At 65.2% G+C, this 19876-nt stretch carries 16 protein-coding genes and 1 other RNA gene; 9 read left to right on the top strand and 8 right to left on the bottom strand.

The window, feature by feature from the left end:
- Nucleotides 1-28: 28 nt before the first annotated feature.
- Both IVA98_RS34070 and IVA98_RS34065 read left to right on the top strand, forming a co-directional pair.
- Nucleotides 29-1222 carry an efflux RND transporter periplasmic adaptor subunit gene (locus IVA98_RS34070; protein ID WP_247304691.1) on the top strand — a complete coding sequence of 398 codons (1194 nt, stop codon included), beginning with the start codon at nucleotides 29-31 and terminating at the stop codon, nucleotides 1220-1222.
- Nucleotides 1223-1228: 6 nt separating this feature from the next.
- On the top strand, nucleotides 1229-4384 hold the full coding sequence (locus tag IVA98_RS34065) for a multidrug efflux RND transporter permease subunit (RefSeq protein WP_247304688.1): 3156 nt from the start codon (nucleotides 1229-1231) through the stop codon (nucleotides 4382-4384).
- Nucleotides 4385-4455: 71 nt separating this feature from the next.
- Here IVA98_RS34065 and IVA98_RS34060 read toward each other — a convergent pair whose 3' ends face one another.
- From IVA98_RS34060 to tkt, 8 genes are all read right to left on the bottom strand, one after another.
- Complete coding sequence (locus IVA98_RS34060) at nucleotides 4456-5247, bottom strand: inositol monophosphatase family protein (RefSeq protein ID WP_247304685.1); 792 nt, start codon at nucleotides 5245-5247, stop codon at nucleotides 4456-4458.
- 84 nt (nucleotides 5248-5331) lie between these two features.
- Nucleotides 5332-6414, bottom strand: a complete 1083-nt coding sequence (locus tag IVA98_RS34055; protein ID WP_247304682.1) for a tetratricopeptide repeat protein — start codon at nucleotides 6412-6414, stop codon at nucleotides 5332-5334.
- Between the two features lie 8 nt (nucleotides 6415-6422).
- The gene (locus IVA98_RS34050; protein ID WP_247356646.1) at nucleotides 6423-7097 is read right to left on the bottom strand and encodes a thiamine phosphate synthase; all 675 of its coding nucleotides are present in this window, start codon (nucleotides 7095-7097) and stop codon (nucleotides 6423-6425) included.
- Nucleotides 7098-7100: 3 nt separating this feature from the next.
- Nucleotides 7101-8126, bottom strand: a complete 1026-nt coding sequence (locus IVA98_RS34045) for a class I fructose-bisphosphate aldolase (protein ID WP_247304675.1) — start codon at nucleotides 8124-8126, stop codon at nucleotides 7101-7103.
- Between the two features lie 230 nt (nucleotides 8127-8356).
- Entirely contained in the window at nucleotides 8357-9424 is a 1068-nt protein-coding gene (gene fba, locus IVA98_RS34040) for a class II fructose-bisphosphate aldolase (protein ID WP_247304673.1), read from the bottom strand.
- 57 nt (nucleotides 9425-9481) lie between these two features.
- Nucleotides 9482-10678: a phosphoglycerate kinase gene (locus tag IVA98_RS34035; RefSeq protein WP_247356644.1), complete on the bottom strand. Its 1197-nt coding sequence runs from the start codon at nucleotides 10676-10678 to the stop codon at nucleotides 9482-9484.
- A gap of 152 nt (nucleotides 10679-10830) precedes the next feature.
- Nucleotides 10831-11838: a type I glyceraldehyde-3-phosphate dehydrogenase gene (gene gap, locus IVA98_RS34030; RefSeq protein ID WP_247304669.1), complete on the bottom strand. Its 1008-nt coding sequence runs from the start codon at nucleotides 11836-11838 to the stop codon at nucleotides 10831-10833.
- A gap of 149 nt (nucleotides 11839-11987) precedes the next feature.
- Nucleotides 11988-13973: a transketolase gene (gene tkt, locus IVA98_RS34025; protein ID WP_247304668.1), complete on the bottom strand. Its 1986-nt coding sequence runs from the start codon at nucleotides 13971-13973 to the stop codon at nucleotides 11988-11990.
- Nucleotides 13974-14348: 375 nt separating this feature from the next.
- On the opposite strand from tkt, the gene IVA98_RS34020 reads away from it, so the two are divergent.
- The 7 genes from IVA98_RS34020 to IVA98_RS33990 all read left to right on the top strand — a co-directional run bounded on the left by IVA98_RS34020 (nucleotide 14349) and on the right by IVA98_RS33990 (nucleotide 19696).
- A complete protein-coding gene (locus IVA98_RS34020; RefSeq protein WP_014439722.1) occupies nucleotides 14349-14669 on the top strand; it encodes a DUF4164 domain-containing protein in 321 nt (106 codons plus the stop codon).
- Nucleotides 14666-15049: a cell division protein ZapA gene (locus IVA98_RS34015; RefSeq protein ID WP_247278097.1), complete on the top strand. Its 384-nt coding sequence runs from the start codon at nucleotides 14666-14668 to the stop codon at nucleotides 15047-15049. The genes IVA98_RS34020 and IVA98_RS34015 overlap by 4 nt, the downstream gene beginning before the upstream one ends.
- A 250-nt stretch (nucleotides 15050-15299) precedes the next feature.
- Nucleotides 15300-15460, top strand: a non-coding RNA gene (gene ssrS / locus IVA98_RS34010) — 6S RNA.
- Nucleotides 15461-15684: 224 nt separating this feature from the next.
- Nucleotides 15685-16281, top strand: coding sequence for a 5-formyltetrahydrofolate cyclo-ligase (locus IVA98_RS34005; RefSeq protein WP_247304665.1), 597 nt, complete (start codon nucleotides 15685-15687; stop codon nucleotides 16279-16281).
- Nucleotides 16259-17083, top strand: a complete 825-nt coding sequence (locus tag IVA98_RS34000; protein ID WP_247304663.1) for a TIGR00282 family metallophosphoesterase — start codon at nucleotides 16259-16261, stop codon at nucleotides 17081-17083. The genes IVA98_RS34005 and IVA98_RS34000 overlap by 23 nt, the downstream gene beginning before the upstream one ends.
- 425 nt (nucleotides 17084-17508) lie before the next feature.
- The gene (locus IVA98_RS33995) at nucleotides 17509-19110 is read left to right on the top strand and encodes a tetratricopeptide repeat protein (protein ID WP_247304660.1); all 1602 of its coding nucleotides are present in this window, start codon (nucleotides 17509-17511) and stop codon (nucleotides 19108-19110) included.
- 22 nt (nucleotides 19111-19132) lie between these two features.
- Nucleotides 19133-19696 (top strand): hypothetical protein, encoded by a 564-nt coding sequence (locus tag IVA98_RS33990; protein ID WP_247304657.1) that lies wholly within the window; start codon nucleotides 19133-19135, stop codon nucleotides 19694-19696.
- Nucleotides 19697-19876 lie beyond the last annotated feature (180 nt).

The raw sequence follows: 19876 nt of genomic DNA, 5'->3' as shown, positions 1-19876 counted from the left end.
TTTCAACAACATCGGGGCACCCCACTTCATGTCAGGACTTCGTGCGCGATCGGCATGCGTTGCAATGATGCTCGCGGCCTTAGCGCCGCTGCTGGCGGGCTGCGAGGAGTCCAGCTCCGCCGTGTCCGCCGCCCCGCCGGCCGATCCTGACGTCAGCATCGTCGTCGTCAAGCCGCAGCCCCGTGCGGTGGTGCGTGAGCTGCCGGGCCGCATCGCGCCGACCCGCGTCTCCGACGTGCGGCCGCGCGTCTCCGGCATCGTGGTCGAGCGCCTGTTCCGGCAAGGCAGCGAAGTGAAGGCGGGCGATCCGCTCTACCGCATCGATCCGCGCCCATTCGAGGTCGAGGTGATGGCCAACGAGGCCGCAGTCGCCAAGGCCGAGGCTGCTGCAATGCAAGCGCACCAGCAGGCACGCCGCGTCGCTGCGCTCACCAAGGATCGCGCCGCGCCAGAGGCCGAGAACGAAAAGGCAATCGCCGCCGAGCGGCAGGCCCAGGCCGAGGTCGAAGGCCGCAAGGCCGAACTCGCGCGCGCAAAACTCAACCTCGATTACGCCACCGTGCGCGCGCCGATCGACGGCGTCGTCGGTGCGGCGCTGGTCAGCGAGGGCGCGCTCGTGGTCCAGAACGAGACCAATCTCGCCAGCATCCAGCTGCTCGATCCGATTTATGCCGATTTCACCCAGTCGGTGACCGAGCTCAACCAGCTCCGGCGCGCCTTCGAAAGCGGCGATCTCGAGCGTATTGCGGCCGACGCCGCCAAGGTGCGCCTCGTGCTCGATGACAACACCATCTATTCGCTCGACGGCAAGCTGCTGTTTTCCGACGCCAAGGTCGATGCCCATACCGGCCAGGTGACGCTGCGCGGCGAGTTCCCCAATCCCAAGCGCGAGCTCCTGCCGGGCATGTATGTCCGCGTTCGCATCGATCAGGGTCTCGATAGCGACGCGATCGCGGTGCCGCAGCAGGCGATCCAGCGCAATGGCGGCGGCGGCAGCGAGGTCTTCGTCGTCAAGGACGACAACCACATCGCGGTGCAGGCGGTGCGCACCGGCTCGGTGCAGGACGGACTCTGGTTCGTCACCGAGGGCCTGAAGGCCGGAGACAAGGTCGTGGTCGAAGGCTTCCAGAAATTCGCGGCCGGCGACAAGGTCAAACCGCAATCCTGGTCGGAGGCGGACGCGACTGCGGATAACCGGCACGCCCAGAAGCTCACGCGGTAACGCGCCATGCCGAGTTTCTTCATCGACAGGCCGATTTTCGCCTGGGTGGTTGCGCTATTCATCTGCTTGATCGGTGCGATTGCGGTTCCGCTGCTGCCGATCGCGCAATATCCGATCATCGCGCCGCCCTCGATCTCGGTTTCGACCAGCTATCCCGGCGCCTCGCCGGAGAACCTCTACAACAGCGTCACGCGGCTGATCGAGGAGGAGCTCAACGGCGCGGCCAACATCCTCAACTTCGAATCGACCAGCGACTCGCTCGGCCAGGTCGAGATCATCGCCAATTTCCAGCCGGGCACTGATACCAGCGCAGCCTCGGTCGAGGTGCAGAACCGCATCAAGCGCGTCGAGGCACGCCTGCCGCGCGCCGTGATGCAGCAGGGCATCTTGATCGAGGAAGCCTCCAGCGCGGTGCTTCAGATCATCACGCTGAACTCGACCGACGGCAGCCTCGATGAGGTCGGCCTCGGCGACTTCATGATCCGCAACGTGCTCGGTGAGATCCGCCGCATTCCCGGCGTCGGCCGCGCCACGCTCTACTCGACCGAGCGCAGCTTGCGCGTCTGGGTCGATCCGGCCAAGCTCGTCGGTTATGGGCTGACCGCCGACGACGTCAACAAGGCCATCGCCGCGCAGAACGCGCAGGTCGCCTCGGGCAGCATCGGCGCGGAGCCGTCGACGTCGAGCCAGCGCACCTCCGCGCTGGTGCTGGTCAAAGGCCAGCTCTCGTCCCCTGACGAGTTCGGCGCCATCATCCTGCGCGCCAATGCCGACGGTTCGACCGTGCGCCTGCGCGACGTCGCACGTATCGAGGTCGGCGGCCTCAGCTACCAGTTCAACACGCGCCTCGACGGCAAGCCGACCGCCGGCCTGTCGGTGCTGATGTCGCCGACCGGCAACGCGCTGGCAACCGCGAGCGCGGTCGAAGCGAAGATGAAGGAGCTGTCGCGCTTCTTTCCGGCGAACATCACCTACGAGATTCCCTACAACATCACGCCGGTGGTCGAAGCCTCGATCAAAAAGGTGCTGTCGACGCTGGTCGAGGCCGTGGTGCTGGTCTTCGTGGTGATGTTCTTGTTTCTCCAGAACATCCGCTACACCATCATTCCGACCATCGTGGTGCCGGTGGCACTGCTCGGGGCCTGCTCCACGCTGCTGCTTGCCGGCTACTCCATCAACATGCTCTCGATGTTTGGCATGGTGCTCGCGGTCGGCATCCTCGTCGACGACGCCATCGTCGTGGTCGAGAACGTCGAGCGCATCATGGCCGAGGAAGGTCTGCCGCCGAAGGAAGCGACGCGAAAAGCCATGTCGCAGATCACCGGCGCCATCATCGGCATCACGTTGGTGTTGATGGCGGTGTTCGTGCCGATGGCATTCTTCCCCGGCTCGGTCGGCATCATCTATCGCCAGTTCTCGGTGACCATGGTCGCAGCGATCGGCTTCTCCGCCTTCCTGGCGCTGTCGCTGACGCCGGCGCTGTGCGCGACCCTGCTCAAGCCCGTCGAGGCCGGTCACGGTCACGCGAAGAGGGGCGTGTTCGGCTGGTTCAACCGCATGCTCGAAGGCGGCAAGGAGCGCTATTCCCGAACCGTCGGATTCTCGCTGAAGCGGACCGGCCGCCTGATGCTGGTCTATGCCGCGCTGCTGGTCGGCTTGTCCTGGGCCTTCGTCAACCTGCCCGGCGGCTTCCTGCCCGTCGACGATCAGGGCTTCGTCACCACCGACGTGCAGACGCCGTCCGATTCGTCCTACGCACGCACCGAAGCCGTGATCGAAAAGGTGGAAAAATATCTCGCACAGCGGCCGGGCGTCGATAACGTCACCTTCCTCACCGGCTTCAGCTTCTCCGGCCAGGGCATGAACACCGCGCAGGCGTTCATCACCTTGAAGGACTGGTCGGAACGCGGGCCAAAGGACTCCGCCGCCGCGATCGTCAACGACATCAACCGCGACCTGTCGTCTTCCGTTCGCGATGCAAAGATCTCAGCGCTCCAGCCGCCGCCGATCGACAATCTCGGCAATTCCTCGGGCTTCTCGTTCCGCCTCCAGGACCGCGGCCAGAAGGGCTATCAGCAATTGATGCGCGCCGCTGATCAACTGATCGCTGAGGCCAATGCGAGCTCCGTGCTGCAGAAGGTCTATATCGAAGGCCTGCCCGAGGCCGGCGTGGTCAATCTCGTGATCGACCGCGAGAAGGCCGGCGCCTTCGGCGTCACCTTCGAGGACATCAACAACACGATCTCGACCAATCTCGGCTCGAACTACATCAACGACTTCCCGAACCGCGGCCGCATGCAGCGCGTCGTGGTGCAGGCCGACGCCCGCGACCGCATGCGGACCGAGGACATCCTCAACTACAACGTCAAGAACAGCCGCGGCCAGCTGGTGCCGTTCTCCTCGTTCGCCACGGTGGAATGGGCGCGCGGGCCGACGCAGATCGCCGGCTTCAACTACTACCCGGCTGTGCGCATCTCCGGCGAGGCGAAACCCGGCTTCACCTCGGGCGATGCGATCGCCGAGATGGAACGGCTCGCCGGCAGGTTGCCGCGCGGCTTTGGTTATGAATGGACGGGGCAGTCGCTCCAGGAGAAGCTCTCGGGCTCGCAGGCGCCGTTCCTGCTGGCGCTGTCTGTGTTCGTGGTGTTCCTGTGCCTTGCCGCACTCTATGAAAGCTGGACCATTCCGCTCGCGGTGCTGCTCACCGTGCCGCTGGGCATCGTCGGCGCGGTCGTCGCAGCGACTCTGCGGAGCTTGCCCAACGACGTCTACTTCACCGTCGGCCTGATCACCATCATCGGCCTTGCCGCAAAGGACGCGATCCTGATCATCGAGTTCGCGAAAGATCTGCGCAAGGAGGGCAAGCCGCTGGTGGAGGCCACCATCGAGGCTTGCCGCCTGCGCTTCCGCCCGATCCTGATGACCGGCCTCGCCTTCATCTGCGGCGTGCTGCCGATGGCGATCGCCCACGGCGCCGGCGGCGCCAGCCAGCAAGCGCTCGGCTCCGTCGTGATGGGCGGCATGATCGCGGTGGTGATCCTGGCGCTCTTGATGGTACCGGTGTTCTTCGTCTCGGTGCAGCGCGTGCTGGGCGGGGATCGGGAGCCGGCGGCGGTGAAGGAAGGCGAGGCCTACGGACCACCGGCGCCGGTTCGACACTAAGCAGGTCGCGTCACATCCCTTGCCTCGCCCGGTTGCAGGGCGAGGGAGCGCAGCGTCGCTGTGGCGGCGCCTTACGCCGACTTCCGCAAGATCTTCACAAGCTCCCCGTGCACGAACTCGTTCCCGCACACGACGTGCCCGGTCACCAGCGCATCGCCGGGCGTGTCGATATCGCTCACCGTGCCGCCGGCTTCGCGCACCATGATCTGGCCGGCCGCGATGTCCCAGGGTGACAGATTCCGTTCCCAATAGCCGTCGAGACGGCCGGCGGCGACGAAGGCGAGGTCGAGCGAGGCGGCGCCGAAGCGGCGCAGGCCAGCGACGCGGTCCTGGATCGCGGTCATCTCGCGGCGGAATTCCTCGTGGTCACCGCGGCCGATATGGGGCAGGCCGCAGGCCACCACGCATTCGTTGAGCTGGCGGCGGCCGGCCACGCGCAGCCGCTGGTCATTGAGGAAGGCGCCCTTGCCGCGCTCGGCGATGTAGAGCTCGTCGTTAGCGGGATTGTAGATCACGCCGGCGATGACAGTGCCCTCGCGCGCGAGGCCGATCGAGATCGCGAATTGCGGGATGCCGTGCAGGAAGTTGGTGGTGCCGTCCAAGGGATCGACGATCCAGGTATGGCTCTTGTCGCTGCCTTCGCGGGTGCCGCCCTCTTCGCCGATGAAACCGTAGCCGGGCCGGGCCTTGGCGAGCTCCTGGTAGACGATCTCCTCGGCCCGCTTGTCGGCGAGCGAGACGAAATTCGCCGGGCCCTTCAGCGAGACCTGGAGATGCTCGATCTCGCCGAGATCGCGCTTGAGGCTGCGGCCGGCGCGACGCGCAGCCTTCACCATGACATTGATCGTTGCGGAGTACAGCATGAGCTCTGGTCTTGATCGGGGGGAAATGGCGCGAAATCGCGCCTGTTAAGGGATGGGGTGCCCTGCGAGGGCGCCAAGGTCAAGTCATTTGGTCCCAAGCCATTTCCTGGCCGCGGCCTCGGCCTTGGCCCGGTCTTCGGCCGGCAGATCGGACAATTGCTTGTCGAGCTCCGGGTCACCCTTGCCGGCGGTCTTGGCCACCAGGTGCCATTTGAAGCCTTCGATCTTGTCCACGGGCGTGCCCATGCCGTTGATCAGCACCCAGGCCAGCCGGTTCTGCGCGATCGCGCTGCCCTGGCGGGATGCCTTGCGGAGCAACGCGACAGCCGCCGGTTGGTTCTGCGGCGTGCCGGTGCCGTTGAACATGGCGATGGCATATTCGACTTCGGCATCGATATTGTCGGCGAGCGAAGCGGCTTGGAGCAGCCGCACCGCCCGTTCGGGGTCCTTCGGCACACCGGTGCCTTCCTTATAGAAGGTCGCGAGCGCGTATTGCGCCTCGGGAAGGCCGGCGTCGGCGGCTTGGCGCAGCAGCTCGGCGGACCGCTTGACGTCCTGCGGCAAGGTCTGGCCGTCGAGATACAGCAAAGCGAGGTTATAGGCCGCCTTCGGCTCGCCGAGCTTGGCGGCGGACGCCATCAGCTTGACCGCTTCGCCCTTGTCGACCGGGCCGCCGCGGCCGGAGATGCGCAGCATGGCAAGCGCGAACATCGCCTCGCGGTCGCCGGCGTCCGCAGCGCGCTTGTACCATTCCTGCGCCTTGGCGTAGTCGCGGCGGATGCCCATGGCGTTGGAATAGAGCTCGCCGAGCATGGTCATCGCCTTGGGATCGCCTCCTTGCGCGCGGGCGGTGGCGAGCTCGAATGCCGTCTTGTACTGCCCGCGCTGGTAGGCGCCGAACACCAGATCGACATTGGAATTGTCGGTCGGCGGCGCGGGGATCACCGTCGCGGCCGGGGCCGGCTTGGAGGAGGGGCCCGGCTTCGGGGAGGCTGAAGGTTTCGGCGCCGGTGCAGCCTCCTTCTTGTTGGTGAGCGCGTGCGGCTTCGGCTTCGGTTTCTCAGGTGCCGCGCTCGGCGTTGTGGCCGGCGGGGTGATCTGGAGCTGCGCCGCCGCAGGCCCTGTGAGCAGCAGCGTGGCCAGAATGGTGATGCGCGGGAGCTTCATGTCCGGTGCTAGCCGTGCTCCTGGCGAGCCGGCGCCGTCGCATGGGCCTTCTTGATGGCAGCATCGGCCTCGATCAGCGCGGCCTTGGGCCCGCGCGGATCGGCCCAGATGAACTCGCCGGCCAGCACGAAATCGGCGCCGCTGGCGGCGAAGTCGTAAGCCTCTTCCAGCGAGGTGGCAAAGCCGACGCAAGGCGGCTCGAACAGCTCGGCCCACCAGTCCAGCCGCTCGGCGATCGCCTGTGACGACGGACGCTGCCCCTTGGCGTCAGGCTCGCCGAACAGCACGTAATCGGCGCCCATCTCGCCCGCGCTCATGGAATCATGGCGCGTGGCAAGCCCGCCGACGCCGGCGATGCGATCCGGCTTGAGCGAGGGCGCCGCCTCTTCCAGCGCGGCAAGGCCGGTGAGGTGCGCACCATCGGCGCCGCCGCGCGCGACCAGCTCGGCATGGCCGTCGATCAGCAACGCGGCCCCTGCCTTCTGCACCGGGGACGCGAAGGCCTTGATGCGCGAGATCATGGTGCGCTGGTCGGTCTCCTTCAGCCGCAGCAGCACGGCGGCGACATCGGCAGAGGCGAGCAGGGCAGGCAGCTCGGCGACGAGCGATGCCGGATTATCGACAACAGGCGTCGCGAGATAGAGACGCGGCGCCGGGCGCGGCGGAGGCGGCTTGTTCGACAAGATCTAGGCTGCCTTCTGTTCCAGGCTGCTTTGCCATTCGCCCTTGGACGCAAGGCCGTTCATCCGCGCGCGGTGGCTGAAGGCACGCTGTCCGGCCGCGACGTTCTCGGCCTTGCCGGACCAGGCCTTCTGCGGCGCGGCCTGGAGCGCGCGGCCGTAGGAGAAGGTCAGGCTCCAGGGCAGCGGGCCGAGCTTGTGCATGGCGTTCAGATGCGCGGTCGCCTCCTCGTCGGACTGGCCGCCGGAGAGGAAGGCGATGCCCGGCACCGCCGCCGGCACGCAGGCCTTCAGCAGCCGCACTGTCTTCTCCGCGACTTCCTCGACGGAAGCCTGCTTCGCGCACTTCTTGCCTGAGATCGCCATGTTCGGTTTCAGCACCATGCCTTCGAGCGCGACGCGTTGCACGCGCAACTCCTGAAATGTCGTGTTGAGCACGCGTTGCGTCACCTCATAGCACTGATCGATGTCGTGATCGCCGTCCATCAGCACCTCCGGCTCGACGATCGGCACGATCTGCGCGGCTTGGCACAGCGCGGCATAGCGCGCCAGCGCATGGGCGTTGACGCTGATCGCGGTCATCGAGGGAATGCCGCTGCCGATGTCGATCACCGCGCGCCATTTGGCGAAGCGCGCGCCGCGCTCGTAATATTTCCTCAGGCGCTCGGCGAGCTTATCGAGGCCGACGGTAACGAGCTCGCCCGGGCACATCGGCAAGGCTTGCGTACCTTCGTCGACCTTGATGCCGGGGATGGCGCCGGTCTCTTCGATCAGCCTGATCAGCGGCGTGCCATCCTTGGCGTCCTGCCAGATCGTCTCGTCATAGAGGATCACGCCGGAGATGTACTGGCTCATGGCCTCCTTGGAGCGGAACAGCATCTCGCGATAGTCGCGGCGGTTGGTTTCCGTGGATTCCACGCCGATTGCGTCAAAACGCTTCTTGATGGTGCCGGAGGATTCGTCGGCGGCAAGGATGCCCTTGCCGGGCGCGACCATGGCGGTCGCAATCCTGTTGAGCTCAGTCAGATTCATCGAGAGGTCCTCCCAAAACGATTCTGCCCTTGCCCGTGAAAATAGACCGTTCTCGGGCAATTGCCGAGTTAACGTTCGTCGCAGGGTAAAGGGCCTTCTGTCACTCCGGGATGCGCCGAAAGGCAGGCCCGGAATCCTAACCCCCGGCTGTGGTTATGGATTCCCGGCCCAGCTTCGCGTGTCCCGGAATGACGGGAGGTATGCCTAAGGGCGTTATGCGACCCCGATCGCTATGCGACGCGGGGATCGAGCTCGCCCTTGGCGTAGCGCTTGGCCATCTCGGCGGTGGTCAGCACCTTCTTGATCTTCGAGGCCTGGCCGGCGGTATTGAACTCCTGGAGGCGCTGCTTGCACAGCTTGGTCATCGCCTCCATTGCCGGCTTCAGGTACTTGCGCGGATCGAACTCCTCCGGATTGTCCTTGAGCACTTTCCGGATCTGGCCGGTCATCGCCATGCGGTTGTCGGTGTCGATGTTGATCTTGCGCACGCCGTTCTTGATGCCGCGCTGGATCTCGGCCACCGGCACGCCCCAGGTCGGCTTCATCTTGCCGCCATAGGCGTTGATGATGTCCTGGAGGTCCTGCGGCACCGACGAGGAGCCGTGCATCACCAGATGCGTATTCGGCAGCTTGCGGTGGATCTCCTCGATCACGTTCATGGCGAGGATGTCGCCGTCCGGCTTGCGGGTGAACTTGTAGGCACCGTGGGAGGTGCCCATCGCGATCGCGAGCGCGTCGACCTTGGTCTCCTTCACGAACTTCACGGCCTCGTCCGGATTGGTCAGGAGCTGGTCGTGGCTGAGCTTGCCTTCGGCGCCGTGGCCGTCCTCCTTGTCGCCCATGCCTGTCTCGAGCGAGCCGAGCACGCCGAGTTCGCCTTCGACCGAGATGCCGCCGAGATGGGCCATGTCGGTCACGGTCTTGGTGACGCCGACATTGTAGCCCCAGTCGCCGGGGGTCTTGCCGTCGGCCTTGAGCGAGCCGTCCATCATCACCGAGGTGAAGCCGGCCTGGATCGCGGTCATGCAGGTCGCCGGCTCGTTGCCGTGGTCGAGATGCACGCAGACCGGAATGTGCGGATAGATCTCGGTCACCGCGTCCATCATGTGCTTGAGCATGACGTCATTGGCGTAGGAGCGCGCGCCGCGCGAGGCCTGGATGATGACGGGCGCGTCGACCTGGTTGGCCGCGTCCATGATCGCCAGCGCCTGCTCCATGTTGTTGATGTTGAAGGCCGGTACGCCGTAATCGTTTTCCGCCGCATGGTCGAGCAGTTGACGTAACGTGATCCGAGCCATCTGTCTTTTTCTCCCGTTTGGGCCTGCAAGGCCGCTCAATGTTTGCCGACTTAAAGCTTACTTGATGCGCAGCACCTCGACGCCGGGCAGGGGCTTGCCTTCCATCCATTCAAGGAACGCGCCACCGGCGGTCGAGACATAGGTGAAACTGCCGGCGACGCCGGCCTGGTTGAGCGCGGCAACGGTGTCGCCGCCGCCCGCGATCGAGATCAGCTTCTTCGCCTTGGTGCGTTCGGCGGCGTGCCTGGCGGCCGCGACCGTGCCGCGGTCGAACGGCTGGATCTCGAAGGCGCCGAGCGGTCCGTTCCAGACCAGCGTCGCCGCATCGTCGATCGCGGCGTGAACGCGCACGATGGATTGCGGGCCGACGTCGAGGATCATGCCGTCGGCGGGGATCGCATCGAGCCCATAGGCATGCGACGGTGCGTTGGCGGCGAAATGGTAGGCCACGGTGGCGTCCACGGGCAGGATGATGGCGCAATTGGCGGCTTCCGCCTTCTCCATGATGCGCAGCGCAGTAGCGGCGAGATCCTTCTCGGCCAGCGACTTGCCGACCGCGACGCCCTGGGCGTGCAGGAAGGTGTTGGCCATGCCGCCGCCAATCACGAGCGCATCGACCTTGGTGACGAGATTTTCGAGCAGGTCGATCTTGGTCGAGACTTTCGCGCCGCCGATGATCGCGATGACCGGCTTGGTCGGCGAGCCCAGCGCCTTCTCCAGCGCGTCGAGCTCGGCCTGCATGGTGCGGCCGGCATAGGCCGGCAGCTTGTGGCCGAGGCCCTCGGTCGAGGCGTGGGCGCGGTGCGCCGCCGAGAACGCGTCATTGACCCAGATGTCGCCGAGCTTTGCCAGTTCCGCGACGAAGGCGGGATCGTTCTTTTCCTCTTCCTTGTGGAAGCGGGTGTTCTCCAGGCAGAGAATGTCGCCGTCCTTCAAGCTGGCGACGGCCTTGGCCGCCGGCTCGCCGATGCAGTCGTCGGCGAAGGCAACGGGCTTCTTCACGACCTTGGACAGCGCTTCGGCAACGGGCTTGAGCGATTCCTTGGCATCGCGGCCCTTCGGCCGGCCGAAATGCGCGAGGAGGATGACCTTGCCGCCCTTGTCGGAGATCTCGCTGATGGTCGGGGCAACGCGCTCGAGCCGCGTTGCGTCGCTGACGCGCCCATTCTCCATGGGTACGTTGAGGTCGACGCGCAGCAATACGCGTTTGCCCTTCACGTCGACGTCGTCGAGGGTGCGGAATGATTTCGTCATTGGAGGCCCCTTGTCCCGGGCGCTACTAGCGGCGCGTAGTGCCGCTGTGCAGAACCGGGACCGCACGTTGCGGCGAGTCCCGCGGTTGAATGGGTCCCGGATCTGCGAAGCAGCGTTTCACGCTGCATCGCGTCCGGGACACGAGAGCGGCCTTAGATCACCTTCGCGATCGCAACGGCGGTGTCCGCCATGCGGTTCGAGAAGCCCCACTCGTTGTCATACCAGGACATCACGCGCACCAGCGTGCCGTTCTGCACCTTGGTCTGGTCCTCGTGGAAGGTCGAGGAGTGCGGGTCGTGGTTGAAGTCGATCGAGACGTTCGGCGCGGTGGTGTAGCCGAGGATGCCCTTGAGCTGCTGCTCGGAGGCGCGCTTCATCGCCGCGTTGACCTCCTTGGCGTCGGTGGCACGCTTGGCGACGATCTTGAGGTCGACGACCGAGACGTTCGGGGTCGGCACGCGGATCGCGACGCCGTCGAGCTTGCCCTTCAGCTCGGGCAGCACGAGGCCGATCGCCTTGGCGGCGCCGGTCGAGGTCGGGATCATCGACATCGCGGCGGCGCGGCCGCGGTAGAGATCCTTGTGCAGCGTGTCCAGCGTCGGTTGGTCGCCGGTATAGGCGTGGATCGTGGTCATGAAGCCGGTCTCGATGCCCACGAGATCGTTCAGCACCTTGGCGACCGGCGCGAGGCAGTTCGTGGTGCAGGAGCCGTTGGAGACGACCAGATGATCCCTGGTCAGCGTGTCGTGGTTGACGCCGTAGACGATGGTGGCATCGGCGCCGTCGGCGGGCGCGGAGACCAGCACGCGCTTGGCGCCGGCGGTCAGATGCGCAGACGCCTTGTCCTTCGAGGTGAAGATGCCGGTGCACTCCAGCGCGACATCGACGCCGAGATCCTTCCACGGCAGCTTCAAGGGATCGCGCTCGGCGGTCACCTTGATCTTGCCGTTGCCCAGGTTGATCGAGTCACCGTCGACCGTGACGGTGCCGGGGAAACGGCCATGGACGCTATCGAAACGAAGCAGATGGGCGTTGGTCTCGACCGGGCCGAGGTCGTTGATGCCGACCACCTCGATGTCCTTGCGGCCTGACTCCGCGATAGCCCGCAGGACGTTGCGGCCGATGCGGCCAAAACCGTTAATTCCGACGCGGACTGCCATGTTTCGTCTCCTTCAATGACCGTTGTCATCCCGCACAACGCGCTTTCGTGCGCCTGCGAGGGTTTTTTAGGGGCGGGCGCCCGGTTCGGCCGGGCGGTGCTTGATCATATGGGAGATTAGGTAGTCCTTTTTTGCGGCAAGCTCAACTCTCAGGAAACGCGCTTCAGCACAGCGTTAACCGCGGCCTCGGCGGTGATGCCGAAATGCTTGTAGAGCTCCTTGGCAGGTCCGCTTTCGCCGAAGGAATGCATGCCGATGAATTCGCCGTCCTGGCCGATCACGGCGTCCCAGCCCCAGCGCACGGCGGCCTCGATCGCAATCTTGACCGGCGCGTTCCCGATGATCGCGGCGCGTTTCGCCTCTGGTTGCGCTAACAACAGCTCGAGCGAAGGAACAGAGACCACCCGTGACGCGATGCCGCGTTCGGCGAGCTGCTTCTGGGCGGCGACCGCGATCTCCACCTCTGAGCCGGAGGCGAACAGCGTCACCTTGGCGTCGCCCTGAGCTGCGACCAGCTCATAGGCGCCGGCCGCGCAGGGATTGTCGTTCGGTGCGCTGGTACGGAGCTGCGGCAGGTTCTGGCGCGTCAGCGCCAGCACGGTTGGGCCGTCCACGCGGTTGAGCGCGAGCTCCCAGCACTCGGCGACCTCGATGGAATCGCAAGGACGGAACACGCGCATATTGGGAATGGCGCGCAATGCGGCGAGATGCTCGACCGGTTGATGGGTCGGACCGTCTTCGCCGAGGCCGATGGAATCGTGCGTCATCACATAGACGACGCCGGCGCCCATCAGCGCGGCAAGGCGCATCGCGGGACGTGCGTAGTCGGTGAACACCAGGAACGTCGCGCCGTTCGGCGCGAAGCCGCCGTGCAGGAAGATGCCGTTCATCGCGGCGGCCATGCCGTGCTCGCGAATGCCGTAATGGATGAAGCGGCCCTTCGGCGTCTTGGCGGAGAAGGCGGTCGCCGACTTGGCCTTGTTGTTGTTGGAGCCGGTGAGGTCGGCGGAGCCCGCCAGGAATTCCATCGGCATCGCGGCCGCGATCGCCTCGATCGCCGCCTCCGACGATTTGCGGGTCGCCGCCGTCAGCGGCTTTTCCAACAGCTCCTTCTTGTGCGCCCGCAGCGCCTTTGCCAGCGAGGCCGGACGCTCATGGCGCAGGCGGCGCTCGAACTCGGCGCGCTTGCGGCTGCCGAGCTCACCGAGCCGTGCTTCCCATTCCTGGCGCGCTGCTGCGCCGCGACGGCCGGCCTCACGCCACGCCTTCAGCACATCCTCGGCGACCGCGAATGGCTCGAGCGAGATGCCGAGATTTTCCTTAGCGGCCTTGAGCTCGTCGGCGCCGAGCGCCTCGCCATGCACTTTCGACGTGCCGGCCTTGTGCGGCGCGCCGAAGCCAATGGTGGTGCGGCAGGCGATCAGCGTCGGCCTGTTCGATTTCCTGGCGCGCGTGATCGCGTCGGTGATCGCGGCCTGGTCCTGGCCGTCGATCTTCTCGGCCGCCCAGCCCGCCGACTTGAAGCGCTTCACCTGGTCGACGGAATCGGAGAGCGTGGTCGGGCCGTCGATCGAGATGCCGTTGTCGTCGTAGAGCACGATCAGCTTGTTGAGCTTCCAGTGCCCGGCCATCGCGATCGCTTCCTGCGACACGCCCTCCATGAGGTCGCCGTCGGAGGCGAGCACGTAGGTGTGGTGGTCGACGATCTTCTTGCCGAACTCGGCTGCCAGCATCTTCTCGGCGAGCGCCATGCCGACCGCGGTGGAGATGCCCTGGCCGAGCGGGCCGGTGGTGGTCTCGATACCCCTGGTGCGGAAATTCTCGGGGTGTCCTGGGGTGAGCGAATCGACCTGGCGGAACTGCTTGATCTGGTCCAGCGTCATCTCTGAATTGCCGGTCAGGTACAGCAGCGAATAGAGCAGCATCGAGCCGTGACCGGCCGAGAGCACGAAGCGGTCGCGATCCGGCCAGGCCGGCGCGGAGGCGTCGAATTTCAGGAACTGGGTGAACAGCACGGTTGCGATGTCGGCAGCGCCCATCGGCAGGCCCGGATGGCCCGATTTGGCCTTCTCGACGGCGTCCATCGAGAGGCCGCGGATCGCGTTGGCCATACGGGTGTGATCGACCTGCGTCATGTCTGAAATCCGTCTGAAATGAAGCGCTTGGAGGCGATGTACGCCCGCGCGGGAAGGAGCCTGGCGGCCACTGAAGGTCGGGGCTGGGATAGCACCTCGGTTCCGGGAGTCCAAGGCAATCAAACGCCGGTTTGGCCGCAAAAGTTGCCTGTGTGGAAATCGGTTTTCCGCCGGGATCGGGCCCAGGAGAACTGACGGATCAGCACGACCTTCTCCCGATCTATCGGTGCATAGTTTCGCGGCGACGTTGCGCTTGGCTAGCTTGCCACGTAAATTTCTGCTTCTAACCGCTTGCCGAACCGAGTCTTTTGCCGGACGGCGAGCCCCAGTAACAAGGCCACTGGGCAAAGGCCGGTAGGTTCCGCCGCTGACTGCATGAACGATCGCGTATCCAACAGCTCTGCCATGACGGAATCATCCGCCGTCGAGATCGAGATCGCGACCCGCAGGCTCACGGCGGCGCTCGACGCACTCGAAAGCGCGGTGGAGCGGCGGCGCGATGCCGATCGCGACGAGAACGAGCTCGCGGCGAGAATCCAGGCGCTCGGCGCCGACCGCTCGCGGCTCGCCGACGAGCTCGATGGTGCGCTGGTGAAGGCACGCAAGCTTGAGCGCACAAATCGCGAGATCTCCGACCGGCTGGATTCCGCGATCGTCACGATACGTTCGGTGCTCGATACCGGAGAGGACGGATGAGCCACATCAATGTCACCATCAATGGCCGGCAATACCGCATGGCTTGCGAGGAGGGCCAGGAGGTGCGGCTGCTGAAGCTCGCCGAAAGCCTGGAGACCCGCATCCAGTCGCTGCGCGGAAAGTTCGGCGAAATCGGCGATGCGCGCCTCACGGTGATGGCAGCGCTGACCGTGTGCGACGAGCTGGTCGACGCCGGCAATCGGATCCGCACGATGGAGCAGGAGCTGATCGAGCTCAGGGATTTCCGCAACGCCGCCGTCGAGCGCGCCCGGATGACGCAGACCGCGGTGGTGAATGCGCTGAACGCCGCCGCCGAACGCATCGAGAAGTCGACCCAGGTCCTGAACCGGACCGTCGGCAACGGCATCGCAATCGGTTAGAGCCGCGATAGACGCGCTGAGCTGTCGTTCTCGATGTGGCGGCGGGCTCAACCTCTCCCGCTTGCGGGAGAGGTCGCGCCGGAGGCGCGGGTGAGGGCTCTCACCTCTTGGGGAGTCTCGCCTGTGGAGATACCCTCTCCCCAGCCCTCCCCCGCAAGCGGGGAGGGAGCGCACTTCCGCCGTGGCTGCACCGAAGCTCCGCACCCGCGCCGGGCTGGCGGTTCGTCAATATCGTTGTTACATTGCGCAAGCGAGGCTGCGACGTGCGTCAGGAGCCATATATCCCCGGGGCCTTATCGATCCTTTAGGGAACTGTCCCTGGCCGGGCCCGTGGGCCCGGACATATGGTGCCCACCTACTTTCGTAGGGAACTCCGGGATCGAGTGCTTCAACGGCGTCCGCGGCTTCGCACTGTTTGCTTCTGGTTCGTGTTTGTCGAATTGCGTCCCCGACACGCTTGCGGTTCAGTCAATCTCGGTGTCATGCCCCGCGCAGGCGGGGCATCCAGTACGCCGCGGCGTTGAGGTTCAAGCACTGGCGGCTCTGGAATACTGGATCGCCCGCTCCAGTGCGCAATTGCGCACAAGGCGGGCGATGACGGCGGAGCAAGACTTCGCCCTCGGGGGAAAACGCGCATGTCCAACTCCAAAGCCGAACTCCGCGCCAAAGCGCTCGGCAGGCGTGACGCGCTGAGCGAGAAGAAGCGCACCATTGCCGCCGCGAAGCTCGCGGAGCGCGGACTGCCGTTCAAGCTGCTGCCCGGCAGCATCGTCTCCGGCTATTCGCCGATCCGCAGCGAGATCGATCCGATGCCGCTGATGCGAAAGCTCGCCGAGCAAGGCGCGAAGCTGGCGCTGCCTTGCGTCACCGCGCGCGGCCAGTCGTTGATCTTCCGTCTCTTTCATCCGAGCGATCGCCTCATGCTCGGTCCGCTCGGCATTCCCGAGCCGTCGCCGGCGGCCAGCGAAGTCATCCCCGATATCATGCTGACGCCGCTCGCCGCCTTCGACCGTCTCGGCCATCGCATCGGCTATGGTGCGGGACATTACGATTTCACCTTCGCGCATTTGCGGAAAGCCAAGAATATCGTCGGGATCGGGCTTGCCTTTGCGGCGCAGGAGATCGAGGCGGTTCCTGCACTATCGCACGACGTCGCGCTGGATTATGTGCTAACGGAATCGGACGTGTTCGATTTCCGGAGTTCTGAAGTTGCGCATTCTCTTCGTGGGTGACGTCGTTGGCCGCGCCGGACGCACGGCGATTGCTGATCATCTGCCTGGCATGGTCAAGGACTGGTCGCTCGACTTGGTCGTGGTCAACGGCGAGAATGCCGCCGGCGGCTTCGGCATCACGGAAGCGATCTACCAGGAATTCCTCGATGCCGGCGCCGACGCGGTAACGCTCGGCAATCATTCCTGGGACCAGCGTGAAGCCTTGGTTTTCATCGAGCGCGCCGAGCGCCTGGTGCGGCCGGCGAACTATCCGCGCGGCACGCCGGGCCGCGGCGCCGCGCTGGTCGAGGCCAAGAACGGCAAGCATGCGCTCGTCGTCAACGCTTTGGGGCGCGTCTTCATGACCCCGTTCGACGATCCGTTCGCGGCGCTGGAGCGCGAGCTCGGCGCCTGCCCGCTCGGCGTCGCAGCCGATGCCATCATCGTCGACTTCCATTGCGAGGCGAGCAGCGAGAAGCAGGGCATCGGCTTTTTCTGCGACGGCCGCGCCAGCCTCGTCGTCGGCACGCATACGCATGTGCCGACCGCCGACCATCAGATCCTGTCAGGCGGCACCGCCTACATGACCGATGCCGGCATGACCGGCGATTACGATTCGATCATCGGCATGCAGAAGGAAGAGCCGCTGCGCCGGTTCACCTCGGGGATTCCGTCGGGCCGGTTCGAGCCCGCCGCTGGGACGGCGACGCTCAGCGGCGTAGCAGTGGAGACCGATGATGCAACGGGGCTCGCGCTGCGGATCGCGCCGGTGCGGCTAGGAGGCAGGCTGGAGCCGACGACGCCGAAGTTCTGGTTGAGCTAGGGCGTGTACATTTAAACTTGCGCTCCATTTCGTATGAGCCTGCTCTGCTCGTGATGGTGGCGCGTTGGCGCACCTCGCCCTAGGTCCGCCGGTGGGACTTCAAGATCAAGTGACGTCGCTACTTTGAGGTTGATCACGAACTCGAACCTGGTGGGCTGCAGATTGGCAGATCGCCCGGGAAGCGGTTGAGGAGTTTGCTCAGCCGCAGCGTACCTCCGCAGTGACCAAGCCTCAGCGCGTTCACGGAGCCTGACAGGCGTGCTTCCCTAATGCAAATTTGTCCGCTCCTATTGACTCCCCTTGCGAATGGGCAAATCCTTCCAACAACGCAATTACAATTGCCAATTTCAGCACTGCGAACTTCGGCGCCTCGGACTTTATCGGCGCTATCCGACTCAATTTTCTGAATAGAAACGGAGGGGCCGATGCGCGCGCTCGCCTTGAGAACCGTCTCTCTTCTTACCCTCACTATTCTGGGCTCGATCTCTGCCACGCCTGACGCACGCGCGGAGGACGGGACCGACGAGCAGTTTGGCAAGGTTCACTTCCAGACATCCTGCAACGAATTGGCGCAGCGCCGCTTTGACCGCGGGATGCGCTATCAGCACTCGTTCTGGTACCGGCCTGCGAAAGAGATTTTCGAGGAGACGTTGCAGGCCGATCCGGAATGCGCGATCGCCTATTGGGGCATTGCCCTCAGCCTGCTGTATAATCCGCATTTTCCCGCGCCAAAGGAAAACCTCACCGAGGGCCTCGCCGCGCTGCAGAAGGCCAAGGCACTCGGCGCCAAGAGCGAACGCGAGCGCGACTATATCGATGCGCTGCTGGCCTTCTATTCGGGCGACGAAAAGACAACGTTTGGTCAACGCGCGCAGGCCTATCTCAAGGCAACCGAAGCCGTCGCCGCGCGCTATCCCGATGATGACGAGGCGCAGATCGCCTACGCCATTACGCTGAATGTGACGGCGTCACCAAACGACAAGACCTATGCTAACCAGCTCAAGGGCGCGGCCATCCTGGAGCCGATCTTCAAGCGGCAACCGCGGCATCCCGGCGTCGCGCATTACCTGATCCACCTCTACGACTATCCGGCGATCGCCGAGCAAGGTCTCGACGCTGCCAAACGCTATTCCGAGATCGCGCCGGCGGCGCCGCACGCTTTGCATATGCCGTCGCACATCTTCACACGCGTCGGCTACTGGAACGAATCCATCGAGGCCAACAGCCGTTCCGCCAAGGCTGCCAAGGAGGGCAAGGACCCCAGCGAGCAGCTGCATGCCGACGACTATATGGTCTACGCCCTGCTCCAGCTTGCGCAGGACAGCCGAGCTCGCGACGTCATTGCGGACATGGTTGCGACCACGGGCTATGCGCCGGCCGTCCGCGCCGGTCCCTACGCGATAGCGGCCAGCCAGGCGCGCTATATGGTCGAGCGCGGCGATTGGCAGGGCGCCGCCGCGCTGAAGGTTGAGCCGAGCCGGTTTGCCTATGTCGATGCGATCACCTATTTCGCCCGCGCCCTTGGCGCCGCGCGCTCCGGCAATGCAGACGCAGCAACGGCGGACATCGCCAAGCTGGCGGAGCTGCGGGACAAGCTGCAGCAGGACAAGGATGCGTATTGGGCCGAGATCGTCGACATTCAGCGGCAGGTCGCCACAGCCTGGCAGCTCAATGCCCAGGGAAAACAGGCGGACGCGTTGGAGGCGATGCGCCTTGCCGCCGACGCCGAAGACAAGACCGAAAAGTCCATCGTGACGCCGGGACCGCTTGCCCCGGCCCGCGAACTTTACGGGACCATGCTGCTCGAACGCGGCATGGCGACGGAGGCATTGGCCGCGTTCGAAAGCACCATGCGCAAGGAGCCGAACCGCTTTGGCGCGACGATCGGCGCCGCTCACGCCGCCGAGAAAGCGGGCGACGCCGTGAAGGCACGTCAGTACTACGCGAAAGTCGTCGCCATGGCGCGCAATGGCGATTCCTCGCGGGAGGACCTCGCGGCCGCGCGAAGGTTCATGGCTCAGAACTAGCAAACGTGCCGTGGCAGCTTCCATGCGCCTGACAAGCAAATTCGTGGCGATCGGCGCAGCCGCCGCACTGCTCTGCGCAGTCGCTGCGGTCTGGACATTGCGATCCGGCGAACCGGCGCGCGCTACAGCGGCACTCGGCGAGGTCCGCCCGGTGTGGTCAGAAACCGACTGGCCTTTCGGCGCAGATCCCTGGGGGAAAGGAAAGGCGTTCCGCTGCAAAGCGGAGGATTGCGGCGGCGAGGTCCAGCTCTACGTTCGCGCCAAGCTCGGGTTTTGCAATTGCGCCACCGGCGTCGCCGACGATGACGACCTCGAAAAAATGGGCGACCTGGCGCTGATTGGCAAGGCAACGCCGATCGGTGCTGGTCGAGAGATCATCGTCGGTCCGATGCGCGGCCGCAGCCGGCCCTATCGCGTCGAGGGAAATCGCAACGCGCTCTCACTCGCCTTCAATCAGCGCTGCGACATGGTGGCCGCCACGGCTTTGGTTGGATCGGCCGCGCCCGCGTCACTGGAACCGGCGGTGCTGGCGTTCCTCAATAGCGACCGCATGTTGAAATGGGCCGAGATCGCGCTTGGCTTGTAACTCAGAGCAATTCGGCTTCCGTCTGACTGCAGGATCTTCTCGCTTGCCCTACGCAACGCTAGCATCAGGGTCATGTGCGAGCGTGTGAGGGCTCTCCGCGCGAGATGAATGGGGGCGCAGCCGGCTACGCGGCCCTCGCCCACGAGGCAGCAAAAGTGCAAATGCGCGGTTTCGGAATAA

The organism is Bradyrhizobium sp. 160 (assembly GCF_023073735.1).
Classification (GTDB): Bacteria; Pseudomonadota; Alphaproteobacteria; order Rhizobiales; family Xanthobacteraceae; genus Bradyrhizobium.
This window is presented reverse-complemented; position numbering and strand designations above follow the sequence as displayed.